The organism is Nitrobacter sp. NHB1 (assembly GCF_036964665.1).
GTDB lineage: Bacteria > Pseudomonadota > Alphaproteobacteria > Rhizobiales > Xanthobacteraceae > Nitrobacter.
The window spans coordinates 189,104-202,002 of record NZ_JBAMDA010000001.1; the positions used below are offsets into that span (position 1 = coordinate 189,104).

The 12,899-nt window shown below is 62.9% G+C and carries 12 protein-coding genes and 1 pseudogene; 3 read left to right on the forward strand and 10 right to left on the reverse strand.

Annotation, left to right across the window (positions count from 1 at the left end; translation table 11 throughout):
- From V4R08_RS00905 to V4R08_RS00930, 6 genes are all read right to left on the reverse strand, one after another.
- Positions 1 to 480: a hypothetical protein gene (locus V4R08_RS00905; RefSeq protein WP_335577609.1), complete on the reverse strand. Its 480-nt coding sequence runs from the start codon at positions 478 to 480 to the stop codon at positions 1 to 3.
- Between the two features lie 28 nt (positions 481 to 508).
- Positions 509 to 2,182: a lysozyme inhibitor LprI family protein gene (locus tag V4R08_RS00910; protein ID WP_335577610.1), complete on the reverse strand. Its 1,674-nt coding sequence runs from the start codon at positions 2,180 to 2,182 to the stop codon at positions 509 to 511.
- A gap of 11 nt (positions 2,183 to 2,193) precedes the next feature.
- Positions 2,194 to 3,270 (reverse strand): DUF4424 family protein, encoded by a 1,077-nt coding sequence (locus V4R08_RS00915; protein WP_335577611.1) that lies wholly within the window; start codon positions 3,268 to 3,270, stop codon positions 2,194 to 2,196.
- Entirely contained in the window at positions 3,162 to 4,391 is a 1,230-nt protein-coding gene (locus tag V4R08_RS00920) for a lysozyme inhibitor LprI family protein (RefSeq protein WP_335577612.1), read from the reverse strand. The genes V4R08_RS00915 and V4R08_RS00920 overlap by 109 nt, the downstream gene beginning before the upstream one ends.
- Positions 4,392 to 4,458: 67 nt before the next feature.
- The gene (locus V4R08_RS00925) at positions 4,459 to 5,265 is read right to left on the reverse strand and encodes a hypothetical protein (protein WP_335577613.1); all 807 of its coding nucleotides are present in this window, start codon (positions 5,263 to 5,265) and stop codon (positions 4,459 to 4,461) included.
- Positions 5,266 to 5,291: 26 nt separating this feature from the next.
- Positions 5,292 to 6,104 (reverse strand): hypothetical protein, encoded by an 813-nt coding sequence (locus tag V4R08_RS00930; protein WP_335577614.1) that lies wholly within the window; start codon positions 6,102 to 6,104, stop codon positions 5,292 to 5,294.
- 149 nt (positions 6,105 to 6,253) lie between these two features.
- On the opposite strand from V4R08_RS00930, the gene V4R08_RS00935 reads away from it, so the two are divergent.
- From V4R08_RS00935 to V4R08_RS00940, 3 genes and pseudogenes are all read left to right on the forward strand, one after another.
- Entirely contained in the window at positions 6,254 to 7,252 is a 999-nt protein-coding gene (locus V4R08_RS00935; protein WP_335577615.1) for a helix-turn-helix domain-containing protein, read from the forward strand.
- Between the two features lie 155 nt (positions 7,253 to 7,407).
- Positions 7,408 to 7,512 (forward strand): annotated as a pseudogene (locus V4R08_RS18175) (DNA-binding response regulator); the annotation flags it as partial.
- Between the two features lie 328 nt (positions 7,513 to 7,840).
- On the forward strand, positions 7,841 to 8,104 hold the full coding sequence (locus tag V4R08_RS00940) for a hypothetical protein (RefSeq protein ID WP_335577616.1): 264 nt from the start codon (positions 7,841 to 7,843) through the stop codon (positions 8,102 to 8,104).
- Between the two features lie 294 nt (positions 8,105 to 8,398).
- On the opposite strand, the gene nadC is transcribed toward V4R08_RS00940, so the two are convergent.
- The 4 genes from nadC to V4R08_RS00960 are packed head-to-tail and all read right to left on the reverse strand — an operon-like array spanning position 8,399 to position 12,791.
- Complete coding sequence (gene nadC / locus V4R08_RS00945; protein WP_335577617.1) at positions 8,399 to 9,262, reverse strand: carboxylating nicotinate-nucleotide diphosphorylase; 864 nt, start codon at positions 9,260 to 9,262, stop codon at positions 8,399 to 8,401.
- Between the two features lie 14 nt (positions 9,263 to 9,276).
- Positions 9,277 to 10,809, reverse strand: coding sequence for an L-aspartate oxidase (locus V4R08_RS00950; RefSeq protein WP_335577618.1), 1,533 nt, complete (start codon positions 10,807 to 10,809; stop codon positions 9,277 to 9,279).
- Positions 10,806 to 11,789 carry a quinolinate synthase NadA gene (gene nadA, locus V4R08_RS00955; RefSeq protein WP_335577619.1) on the reverse strand — a complete coding sequence of 328 codons (984 nt, stop codon included), beginning with the start codon at positions 11,787 to 11,789 and terminating at the stop codon, positions 10,806 to 10,808. Before nadA ends, V4R08_RS00950 begins: the two co-directional genes overlap by 4 nt.
- 51 nt (positions 11,790 to 11,840) lie before the next feature.
- The gene (locus V4R08_RS00960) at positions 11,841 to 12,791 is read right to left on the reverse strand and encodes an NUDIX hydrolase (protein WP_335577620.1); all 951 of its coding nucleotides are present in this window, start codon (positions 12,789 to 12,791) and stop codon (positions 11,841 to 11,843) included.
- Positions 12,792 to 12,899 lie beyond the last annotated feature (108 nt).

Sequence of the window (12,899 nt, forward strand, 5' to 3'; positions counted from 1 at the left end):
CTACTTGCCGTCTGACACGCTCTTCAGCACCTCGCGCGCGCCGGGCGTGACCGTTCCTTCGTTCAGCGCGTTGACATCGGCCAAGGTAAGCTTGCTGTTTGCAATCCCGTTGGTCATGCGCGTACACCACGCCTCAGTCGCCTTTTCCACCGGCACGCCCATGAGCTTGGCAAGTTTTTCCAGGCTAACGCCGATGCCTTGCTTGATGCAGGTTGTGATGGCCGACTGCCGCTCCGCATCGTTGGCTTTGAGAGCAGCGGACAATTGCTGAAACTCATGCTCGTTGGCCGCGATCTGCGCCCATACCGGAGCGGCGGGAAGGAAGCCGAGAAGAACAATCGTCGTGACAATCGATTTCATTTGCATGATGGTTCTCTTTTTCTTTCTATCTCGTTTGCCGCTATCGCCTGCGACGGCGATCATCCATGGCCGGGAATCCATGATTGCCGCGTCAGCGGATGCAGCAAGGAAGTCCTTCACTTGATGCTGTGGCTTTGCCGACCGCGCATCACTTGCTCCGTGTCATGCTGCCGTCGAAGCCGCAAGAGCCACCGTGATAAAGGGTGCACGGTCCGGCCACTTCAGTCGTCAGCACTCCCTTGCTATCGAGCGACAACTTCACGCGGCAGACAGGGATGTCACGATTATTCGGCTCGTAGCTTTCGCCGACGAGCACCGCATTGCCCTCGGGCTTGCCGTAGAGCGTGACGGCGCCCGAGCAGCCCGGCATTCCGGCGACCAGATCGATCACCAGATAGTCCGGTTTGGCCGTGCCGCGCCGGATGGTGGCCGAGACAGAGCCGTTGCCGCTGCCTTCCCATTTTCCAACCCATGGATCGGGGAGGGCGGTATTTGCCGTTGCCGGGAGTGTTTCGGAAATGGGCTTGGAGGTTGGCGCGCTGCCAACGGCTTCCAGATAGGCGAGGCACACGCGCCTGGTGCTGTCGTCATCCGCATCCGGGCCGGTCTCTTCAGTGGCATCGCGCGTGCAGGACCCGCTGGCCCAATAGATGAGGATGTCGCCGTCAGCCGACATGTTGATCGGTCTAGTCTCGGTCGAGCCGCCGCGCGTGCCCTTGAGCCGCCGTGTCACGCGGCTGTCCGGATCGGTGACGACGAGCCCGTCATCGCCATTGTAGAAAAGCCTGGTGCCACTCGGATCGAGCTGAAAGTCCTTCAGCTCCCAGCTGCCGGAGGTAATGATGCGCGGCTCCTCGTCGCCGTTGCGCGCAGCCCTGACATCGAAGGAGCCATGTCCCTTGTTCTGAGCCCAGGCGATAAACGCGCCGCCTTTCTGCTCGTCATAACTGTCATCGTTGAAGCCGGGCGGCCGTTTTTCCTCGGGGATCTCGCTGTTGTAGAATACCGCTTTGCGTGCGGCATTGGAGGCAGCGATTTTTTCGGCCACGTCCGGGGGCGGCTTCATCTCGGCATAGCCGTCCATATCGGCGCCGAACACGCCGTCCTCGCCGCGCGGTCGGCGCGCGCGAACATAAAAGCGGCCATCATCCCCCCAAAACCACGAATTGAGTTCCGAAATATCTTCGGGCTTCTCCGCCGCACCCTTGTGCTTGCGCGGCGAGGCAACGGCCAGCCGTCCGCTTGCCGGCTGGTAGAGCCAGACCTGCTTGACGTAGCCGGCGCCGTCCTCGACGCCCAAAGCCATCAGCGTCTTGTCGGGCGAGAACTGGGCCTGATAGCCGGCCGGCTGCCAGTCGTCGGGATAGGCCGCCTTCGACGGCTCGATCGGCACGGTCTTGATGTTGACCGGCACCAGAGGCGGCGCGGCAAGATCCATGAGTTGGGCGATGCGTGGCGGATAAATGAACTGGAGGCACATGAGTTGCCCGAATTGCTGCGGGCTCAATCCTTCCTCGCTGCCTTCCCTCGGCTTCACGGTCTTCAGCCCGCAGCGGCGGTCGCGCTCGGCCAGCCATGCTTTCTGATCCGCCTTGACCGACGCGATGGCAGCTTCGCCATCGTGGGCAGCAATCGCCTTCTTGTAAGCCGCCGCCATGCGGCCATCGAGCGACCCCACCGTGTCCCATGCGCAGATCGCCTTGTCGATCTGGCGCGTTGCCTTGGCGCAGTCGAAGCCCGGACCGGAAGCGTTCGCCGGAGCTGCCGGCAGCAACATCAAGGCGCAGGTCATGATTGCCGGGGCGATCGTATGCCGGACCATGTGTGTCCTCGTCATTTTTGCGTGCTCGAAGAAGCGGAATCCGGATCGACAAAGAACAGGACGCCAAGCTGGCGTTCGGGCGTGAGATTCTTTGCCGTCCATTCGAATGTGGTCGGCGAAACATTTTTCGCTTCCAGCGGGCAGAACGCGACCAGATTGACGGCCGCGCCCTTGTCGACCGTCAGTCGATAGTGGCCGACCGGCCCGCGCCATCCGCCCGCAGCGAGATGCGTGACGCTGTAAAGCTCATAGGAAGGTTTGCGTAAAAAGGCCCGGCGCACGGCATCGTCGATGCAATAGGCCCGCGTCGCCGAGCCGCCCGGGTCAACACTCGAACCTATGTCGCTCAAGTATTCGGAAACCGGGGCATAGCTTATCTCGACGCGCGTTTCGCCCGGCTCGAAGGTCTGGTCCCACTCGAAATCGGCCTGATAGTTCCATTGCGCCGTGTCACCATGAACCAGGCCGCTCGCTTCAAGCTTCGTCTGCACCTGCGAAGGCAGGTGCTGCCACGGCGACTCTCCATCGGGGCCGGAGAGCAAGGGCACGCCGGCGTCGAGTAATTGCCGTGTCACGTCCTTTCCATCCAGCAGCGCATGGCCGTGGCCGGCGAACGCCAGCGGCTTGCCGTTCACGCGCACGGAAAGGTTCAGATAATTGGGTGGCTGCGTGTCTGCGGCGAGTCCCGCGGCCTCGGAGTTCTCGCTGAGGGCTGCGATATCGGGATTGGCATCCACCGGCATCTCGGGCATGGCGAAGCTGAAATGTGCTGTCTGATGCGCGGGAGATTTGAAGATATAAGCCAGCCGGACGGAATGGAGCGAGATATGCACCTCCTGCCGCTCCACGCTCATGCCGGCCGGCAGATCGAAAACCGGACCGGTGGCGGCATAACCGACGCCGCGCCCTTCGCTCTCTGCAAGGGCTGGGATTGCAGCGAAGGTGGTCGCGCAACAAAGTGCGGCAAGCAGGGTACGCATCATTTGCCTGCCTCCGGTTTTGGCAGATGCGCGAGACAAAACCGGCCCGGCTTGCTTTCGTCCTGTGCCGTCAGGAATTCGTCGCTGCACTGGTTGCGTGTCGACCACACGAACAGGCAGCGGTCGGCGGAGATCGCATAAGGTTTGTCGCCGCGCGAAGTGCCCGCGATGCGCCGCTCGCCGCGCGTTGTCATGTCGAAGCTGGTGATTCCCGTATCGGCCGAATAGACGAGTTGTGAGCGGCGGGTATCGAAGAGATATTGCCACAGGCCCCATGAGCCCCACGCCACCAGATAGTCCGGCGACCCGGACGCCCGCTTGCGCGTTCTCAATTCGATCGTGCCGTGGCCGAGATCGTAGGCCCATGCGAGGAAGTCGCGATTGCCCCGGATGGTTTCGAGGATGTCCCAGTCGCTTTCCGGCACCTCGTCCTGCCCGACCACGCCCGGTCGGCTCGCATCGTCGAGCAGTGCGTAGATATCGCCCGGCACCTCGTTCAGCCGGCGATTGGCGTCAACCGTGGCCGCATAGACAACGGTCGTGCCTTCCTCGCCTTGGCCGTCCTTGCTCGACACCGCAACGCGCGCGTAAAGCGTGTCGCCCCGCCAGGCCAGCGAGTTGATCGCCAGCGGCGAGCCGTCGGGATGGGGTTGTTGCTGGTCCGGTTTCGGCGTCGCCGCGACCAGCTTGCGATCGGCAACCCGATAAAGCCAGATTTGGTCGGGGACGTCGAGTTCTTGGCTGGGCAGCAGGATCGCCAGCATCGCACCGTCGGGCGACGCTTTTATCCCCGCGATGCGCGGTTCGGCTCCCTCGACGATCTCGGGGCGGGCCGCCGCGATCGGCTTGAGGTTGATCGCCTCGATGTCGCGCAGCGGCAAGGGCGCGGCGGCAATATCCTGCAGCCCGCGGCGGCGATTGAGATAGACACTGTTCAGGCAGTCATAGGCCTGGCTCCGCAATGCGGTGGACGGCGCGGACAGTTCCGCGAACGAACGGTCGGCGATGCAGCGGCGGTCACGTTCGCGCACCCAGTCGCGCTGGCTGGCCAGCAGATCGTCGCGCGCGGCGCCGACCACGGCATTGCCCGCGGCACGATAGCTGCGCGACAGGGCAAGGTCGTTCCAGCGCAATACCGCCTGAGAGCAGATGAATTTTTCGATCGCGCTTGCGGCCTTCTTGCAATCGAAACTCGCTTCCACGGCGCCCGCGGGATCGGCGCTCGCCAATCCATCCAGGAGTACGGCGAAACAAAGGAGAAACGCTTTCACCCCGCATACAACGGGCTGCGCAAAGCTAGTCATGGACGACGAACTCGCTATTCTCGCACAGGTTCTGCGTGCCTGCCGGCTTTCCCATGCTGCAGCATTCCTCATCGTCTTTGGCGAGAATCACGGAGATGTCGAAGGTGCAGATCTTGCGCCCGTCGGGAATGGTGAACGTCCGGCTGGCGCCCGGTTCCAGTTTCTTGTTACCGAACCCGCCGCTTTCGAAGGAATTCACGCCGGTTTGCGAATAGGCAAAGCTCTGTAACGGTAGCCCGGCCTTGTTGGTCACCGTCACGTCGAGATCGGCGGCCGGCTTGGGAGAATCACAGGCCGCGATCATCCTGGCCGCCGGCCCGGCTGCGCCATTCATGGCGAAGCGCTGCGTGTGCCCCGCGACCGTGATTTCCAACGGCTCCTTCGAGGCCAGGATGTGTCGCAAGGCCTGATTGAGGAGCAGGTCGGCATGGAGTTCAACGCCGCCCGAATCCTGGTTGAGGATGGCCTTTTCGGAAAACTCGACCCGCTCTTTGCCCGCCGCCAAACCAACGAGCAGCAGGTCGCCCTCTTTGGCGCCGCTTTCCTCGTCCTGCACGTCGACTTTCACGACGGACGCACCCGGCCGGCACGAAAACAATAGAACGACATAGTCGCTGTCCGGTATGCCGTAGGCGAGCACCGTCTTGTTGTCGAAGCTGCCGCCGAACCAGCGCGGCTGCTCTTTATCCTGCGTCGTGGCCGACGATACCGCCGCCGGTATGAGCGCGATCATGATTGCCGCGAGGAAAATCCGGTAAATGCCCTGTCCAAAGTAAACTGCTGACTTGGTTTGCTTCACGTCGGCTCCCTTTTCCATCCCGTTCGTCAGCCGCCGATCGGCCGGAAAAACGTGATGACCGGCCGGAAATTCCAGCCGGAATGGCGGATGATCTCGATCATCGGTTGCTTCAACTCGTTGAGGTCGAACGTATAGGCATAGCTGAGGTCGAAGGTTGGCTTGCCGTCCTTGAATTGCAGGCCGAACACCCGCTCATGCTGGTATTCGTAGAAGGTGATGCCGAGGGAGACACTCCAATTAAGACTGACGAGATTCGGCCCACGCCCGGCCGACCAGTCGAACGAGGCATATCGGTCTTGCGCACGGGCGTTATGCGCGCCCTCGTCGAGGCGGAGCACCAGCCGATAGCCTTTGCTCATACCGTGCAGGCGCATCAAGTCGAGCCATTTGGCGTCGGCGTAGCGCCAGTCGATGACGAGTTCGTTGGCGCTGCTGCCGCGGCTGACGGCAAAGGGGATGTCCTGCTGGTTGAGCGCCAGCAAGCGTGACATCAACACTTCCTTCGCGATGGGGGGAACGCCCGGAACGGCTGGCTCGCTGCCGGCCCAGGAGGCGACCCGGCCGAAGATAAAGAACTGCATGCCCGCCCAGACGAAAATGCCGTATTTGGCCGCCGTCTTGATCTGTTCGCCAAAGGCATCCGGCGGGAAAGAGGGAGGGCCGTCGATCAGGCCGTATTTCGCCTGGACCACCGCAATCGTCAGCGCCGGTATACCGATTGCGAATACGAAGAAATAGATGAAGAACAACAGCACCCGCACGGCCTTTCCCCGGCGCGACGGCAAGCCTGTCGAGCCTTTGCCACCCGCGCCAGCAGCAACGCCGCCCGGCAAGTTCATGTTTTCTCCCCGCGATCCTCGCCTCTGCCGATCATGACGCATCGGCGATGAACCGTCGTGGACAGGAAGGAACAGGATGCGGACGAAACGGAACAAAATTGACGCCCCGCCACCGCTGTTGCATCCTTGCGACAGGGGGCGATGCAATCGTGAGCTTGAACGACCCGAACTCGACGCCTTCTTCGTCAGTGTTTCTGTCGACGGCCGCGCTGCCGGCGCGCGACCGGCTTCCGGTCTGGCGTGAAGTGTTCGGGCAGACGATGGTGCGGCTCGATATCGAGCCGGCGAAAGGAACGTCCTTTCACGCCGAGGGCGAACTCTGCGCGCTGCCGGGCGCCGCCTTCGCTTCGGTGACTGTTAGCCCCGTTCGTGTATCCCGAACGCAGCGGCTCATCTCCGACGACATGGCCGACATGGTCTTTATCGTCACCGCCGACGCACCGCTGCACATCGCCCAACGCGGCCGCGAACAGGTGCTCGCTGCCGGCGACGCCATCTTTCTGAGGGGAAGCGAGCGCAGCGTCATCCAGTGCCGAGACAAAGCGAGGTTCACCAACATATCGGTTCCGATCGACGACCTGACGCCGCTGCTGCCGAACCGGGAAGACGTATCGATGACCGTGGTGAGCAGGCAAAACGGCGCGCTCGACCTGCTCGTCGGCTATGTGGGCCTGCTGCAAGCCCGGCAAAAGCCCTGTCCGGACGAACTCGGCCGGATCGCCGCCGCTCATATCCGCGACCTCATGGCGGCCGTGATCGGAGCCGAACCGGATTGCGAATCACCGTATGATGAACGCGGCGGTGTGCGCGCGGCGCGGCTGCGGGCCATCAAGGCAGACATCGGCGCGCATCTTTGCGAACCGGGCCTTTGCATCGACACGATCGCCGCGCGCCACGGCATTTCACCACGCTATGTCCGCAAGCTGTTTCAGGGGGAGCAGACGACGTTTTCCGATTTCGTCCTTTTCCTGCGGCTTGAACGGTCGCGGCGGCTGCTACGCAGTCCGCAGCATGCCACCTGCACGATTGCATCGGTCGCACATGCTTGCGGCTTCGGCGACCTGTCCTATTTCAACCGCACATTCCGGCGCCGCTACGCCATCACACCATCGGACCTTCGCAATGGAATCCAGGAATCCAGAGCATGATCACTTCATGTTGAAGCGTATCCTGTGTTGGCGAAGTCGTTGGCGCATTGCTGCAGGGTGAAGCAGGTCGGTAAGGTGCCGATGCGTTTCCAGGTCGCGTCAAAGGCTCGGCCGCTTTGTGCTGATGCCTCGGGAACGTGCAGGGCCCGTCGGACGGGCGCCTCGACAAGCAGATCGCCTTCGACCTCGGCATCAGTGAGGTCACGGCGAAGATGCGCCGGGGCAATGCCACGCGCAAATTGGCCGCTACCCCGATGGGAGCGGCACGACCCTCGCCGGTATTCTTGGATGGTCGTATGGGGCAATGCCCAATAAGTGAATTTGGGCCCCGTTTCCCCTCTTACACATGGGCGCATGGAAGGCTATATAAAAGGTATATCGGAAATCCATCAATTGAGGAGCGCTCTGATGTCGAATTCGCTGATATCCTGACGCGTCGAAACCTTCGCTCGCGGCTACATCTGATTTCCCCGCATAGGCGCCGAAACCAGACGATCACAACACGCTGGCCGGTTTCACGGCGCTCCCGATAAAACCCCACCGGAGCTAGTCGGAACGGCCAGGCTTTACAAAACGAAAGGCACGGCTATGGAAAGTATGGGCAAGGGTAGGATCGTTATTTTGGTAGCATTAACGGCCATACTCACCATTACCGGCGTGTGGGCGATTTCAATCCTCAACGGGATCTCCAGCACCGACATGACCATACACGGCTGGATCGCGCTCGGTCTTGGCACGTTTTTTTCGCTGGTCATCGGATGCGGGTTGATGATCCTGATGTTTATTAGCAGTCGCCGTGGATACGATGAGGCGGCAGACCCCTTCAGGAAACGACACCCGCCTTCGCAGTAACACGGCCAGGGCGGCTGCTTCGAGCATCTCCATCGATCATGGGGGCTGTATCTGCCATGCCGGCGGCAGCCTGATGCTGCGCCGGAATGGCTGCGTCAGCCATCAACATCCGCCGAACAAACAGGGATGTGAAACGTCCAACATACCGTATCCTCGGTCTCGGACCGTCGAAAACGCCTTACGGAGGCATGGCGGACGGCAATCACCCCTACGGCGCCGCCCGGCAGATCTTGTCGCGTTGATTTTCTTGGATTTTTGAGCTGATCCCCCAGACCCGGATGTCAGGCTCGGGCATCAGGCGCTTGCCTGGTCCTTGAAATCAAGCCCGATGTCGAGAATGCCGACGCTGTGCGTGAGCCAGCCGATCGAAATCAGATCGACGCCGGTTGAGGCGACCGACGGCGCCGTCGCTGGCGTGATGCGACCGGAAGCTTCGATCACCGCCCGGCCGGCGACCATCGCGACGGCTTCGCGGAGCATGTCCGGGCTCATGTTGTCGAGAAGCACCGCATCGATGCCTTGATCGAGTGCTTCGCGCAATTGATCGAGCGTATCCACCTCCAGTTCGATCTTGACCAGATGCCCGACGCCGCTTTTCGCACGCTTCATCGCTTCGGTGACGCCGCCGGCGATGGCAACATGGTTGTCCTTGATGAGAACGGCATCGTCGAGGCCGAACCGGTGGTTGCTGCCCCCACCGACGCGAACGGCGTATTTTTCGATCGCGCGTAAACCGGGCGTTGTCTTGCGCGTGCAGACGATCTTCGCCTTATAATCCTGAACCGCGGCAACCACGGATGCTGTCGCCGTGGCGATCCCGCTCAGGCGGCACAGGAAATTCAACGCGACCCGCTCCGCCGTCAAGATACCTCGCGCAGGACCAGACAAGGTCGCGATCACGTCGCCCGGCTTGACCACCGCGCCATCATCGTGCGCGACCTTCATCTCGATCGCCGGATCGATGAGCTGGAAGGCGAGCCGCGCCAGATCGATCCCGGCGACGGCTCCCTGCTGGCGCGCGACAACAAGGGCCGTGGCCCGACGTCCAGCGGGCACGATCGCATCGGTCGTGAGGTCACCCGCGCGGCCGAGATCCTCAAGCAAGGCCGCGCGAACCAGCGGTTCGATCATGATGTGCGGGAGAGCAGGGAGCGACATTGTGTTCCAGCGTGCTAGCTGACCAAATCGGGAATGTAGTTTTGTGCGGCGTCGAGTGCGTCGCAGAGGCGCAGTGTCGAGCGCTCCGCGCGGATTGTTCGCTCGGGAAAGTCGGTGCGCGCATGCGCGCCGCGGGTTTCCTCACGGCGCAGCGCGGCGATCACGATCATCAGGGCGACGATGGCCGGGTCACTTGCGGCCTGCTGCGAGGCGGCAAGCGGCGAGAGGGCGCGCGCGGCCGCGCGCAGCCCGTCGCCGTCGCGCAGCACCCCGGCGGCGCGCGACAGGATCGGCCGGATCAGGGTCGGATCGCTGCTGCCGATGCTTCCCTCCGGCATCCTGGGGTAACGCCGCTTCGCAGACGCTCTCCCGCTGATGTCCTGGGCGACAAAGCCCGCGCACACCACCGCCTCGAGAAGCGAATTGCTGGCCAGCCGGTTGGCGCCATGAAGGCCCGTGCAGGCGACTTCACCGCATGCCCAAAGACCGTCAATCGAGGTCCTTCCGCGTTTGTCGACGGCAATTCCACCCATGTGATAATGCGCGGCGGGACGGACCGGGATCGGCTGCGTTGCCGGATCGATTCCCGCGTCGCGGCAAAACGCGGTGATCGCCGGGAAGCGTCGAGCGAAGTCGATCCCTTTAAGATCGCGCGAATCGAGAAAGACGCGGTGGCCCGCCGCCATATGCCGCCAGACAGCGCGCGCGACGACGTCGCGAGGCGCAAGCTCGGCGCCAGGCGTGTCAGCGATAAAGCGATCGCCATTTTCGTCAATGAGCCTCGCCCCTTCGCCGCGCACGGCCTCGCTGATCAGTTTCAGCGGGAAGGAGCCGGTGTCGAGTGCCGTCGGATGGAACTGGATGAATTCGAGATCGGCCATGATCGCGCCGGCCCGCGCCGCGAGCGCGAGGCCCTGACCGCAGGATCCCGCCGGATTGGTCCCATGGAGAAACAATCCGCCGATGCCTCCGGTCGCAACGACGACGCGGTCGGTGGCAAAAGCCACAGGGTTGCGGTCGGTCTGGCAGACGACCCCTCGCACCGTATTGTCCTCGACGATCAATCGCTGCGCGCGGGTCGCCTCGCATACGGTGATCGAAGGCGTCTCATAGACCTTGCGGACCAAGGTGCGAATGATGTCGTGGCCGCTCGCGTCACCTCCGGCATGGACAATCCGGCGGCGCGAGTGGGCCGCCTCAAGGCCAAGCGCGAGGTTGCCATCGCTGTCGCGGTCGAAAGCCACGCCGAGCCGCGATAGCCGTTCGATCGCAGCCGGCGCATCACTGAGGATCGCTGCGGCAACGCTCTCGTCGCAGAGGCCGTCTCCGGCGGCGAGGGTGTCCGCCAGATGCAGCGATGCGTCGTCATCCGGCCCGATGCTGGCGGCAATGCCGCCTTGCGCGAGGATGCTCGATGTTTCACAGCCCAACGGTGCGCTGCTCAAAAGCAGCACCGGTTGCGGCGCCAGCGCAAGGGCCGTCATCAGGCCGGCCAGGCCCCCGCCGATGACGACGGCGCCGCCGTTGGTGTCATGCACAGTCGTCATTTCACCGTCAGCATTCGCTCGACAGCGAGGCGTGCGCGTGCAGCGATGCTGGGGTCGATCGTGACCTCGTGCTGCATCGTCTCCAGCGCGCGGCGGATATTGCCGAGCGTGATCCTCTTCATGTGCGGGCAGAGATTGCAGGGGCGAATGAACTCTAGGCCGGGATAATCGGTGGCGACGTTGTCGCTCATCGAGCATTCCGTCAGGAGCACGACCCGAGGCGGCCGTCGGGTGGCGACATAGGAGATCATGGCGGCGGTCGATCCGGCGAAATCGGCTTCCGCCACAACCTCCGGCGGACATTCCGGATGAGCCAGGACGACGACGCCGGGGTAATTGTCGCGCAACTGCCGCACCTCTTCGGCGCTGAAGCGCTCATGCACCTCGCAATGGCCGGTCCAGGCGATCACCTTGACGCGGGTCTCAGCCGCGATGTTCTTCGCCAGATATTCGTCGGGCAGCATGATGACGCGCTCGACGCCGAGGGACTCGACGACGGCCTTCGCATTGCCCGACGTGCAGCAGATGTCCGACTCGGCCTTCACCGCGGCCGACGTGTTCACATAGGTGACGATCGGAACGCCGGGATAGGTTCGCCGCAACAGCCGCACATCCTCGGGCGTGACCGAATCCGCAAGCGAGCAGCCGGCGCCAAGGTCCGGGATCAGGACCGTCTTTGACGGATTCAGCAACTTGGCGGTTTCGGCCATGAAGTGCACGCCGGCGAGCACGATCACGTCGGCCTCCACCTGCGTCGCCTCACGGGCCAGCGCGAGGCTGTCGCCAACGATATCGGCCACGCCGTGAAAGATCTCCGGTGTCTGGTAATTGTGCGCAAGAACGACCGCGTTGCGGCGCTTCTTCAGCTCGATGATCGCATCGACGTCGTCAGCGAACGTGGGCCATTCGATCTCGGGGATCGCGTGCCGCACTCTGGGGTAGATTCGGGTCGACGGTCGCAGTTCCATGACGAACGACATGATTATACTCCAATCGAGCATCTATTATACTGATATTGAGTATAAGCCTTGTCAAGCCCCCGAAATCGGTAATTTCGTCCCCGCGATCGCACGCTCCGCCAGCACCGCGCGGCGGAAACGGAAGAGTTTCGCGGGTCGTCCACCGGTCTCCTGGCTCGTCTCGCCGGTGTCCTCCACCAGCTCCTGCTGCTCGATCAAACGGCGAAAGTTCGGTTTGTGCACGAGTTTCCCAGCCAGCGCTTCAACGCAACGTTGCAATTGCAGCAGCGTGAACGTGTCCGGCATCAGCTCGAAGACCACCGGGCGATATTTGATTTTGGCCCGGAGTCTCGCGATCCCGGTCGCCAAGATCCTGCGATGGTCCAGAATCATGGCGTCACCCGGCACGGCGGCAGTGTTGGCCGCCGGAGCGGACGGACGGTCGCCTCTGAGAGCTTCCGGGATCAGTCGCGCCTCGTAGAGCAGCTCGTAGCGTTGCAGGACGAGCTCCTCGTTCCAGATGTGGCCGTCGAAACCGAACAGCATCGCCGCTCGTTGCCGGCGATTGCTCCGCGTCGCCCGGTCGGCCGCCGCTCCAGTCCATCCTGCAAGGCCGGAGCGGAGCGTCTTCTCCATGGGCGGCGCGCCGAGGCGATGATCCTCCCAGGGGAAATAGCCGTACCAGCTGCGCCAGCTTGCCTCGTACTGACCGGACTCGGCCTGCTCGCGGGTGAGGCCGAGGTAACTGATCGAGATGATGTGTTGGTCGGCGGTGCCGGTGCGATCCCGATCCGCGAAAGTGTAGAGTTGCTCGACGTAGCCCAGCGGCAGCCGCGTCTGGCGCTCGACCCAGGCGCGGAGCCCCGATTGCAGCGACCGATGAGCCAGTTCGAAAGGACCCGACGGCAGCGCGTGCTGATCCTGAATTGTCAAAACACGGGGATCGCCGGAGGTGACCGCCACCAGCAGCGCAATCAGGTCCGCCGCAATTCCCTGTTTGGATGCGGGAGACACCATACGCATGTCTGCCTCCGGTCGGAGGCGGCCAAGCGGATCACTCATTGCTAGCGGGTCACTCATCGAGCGGGCTCAAGCACCGAAGTCGGGTCCGGGGTCGCGGACATCGGAAGA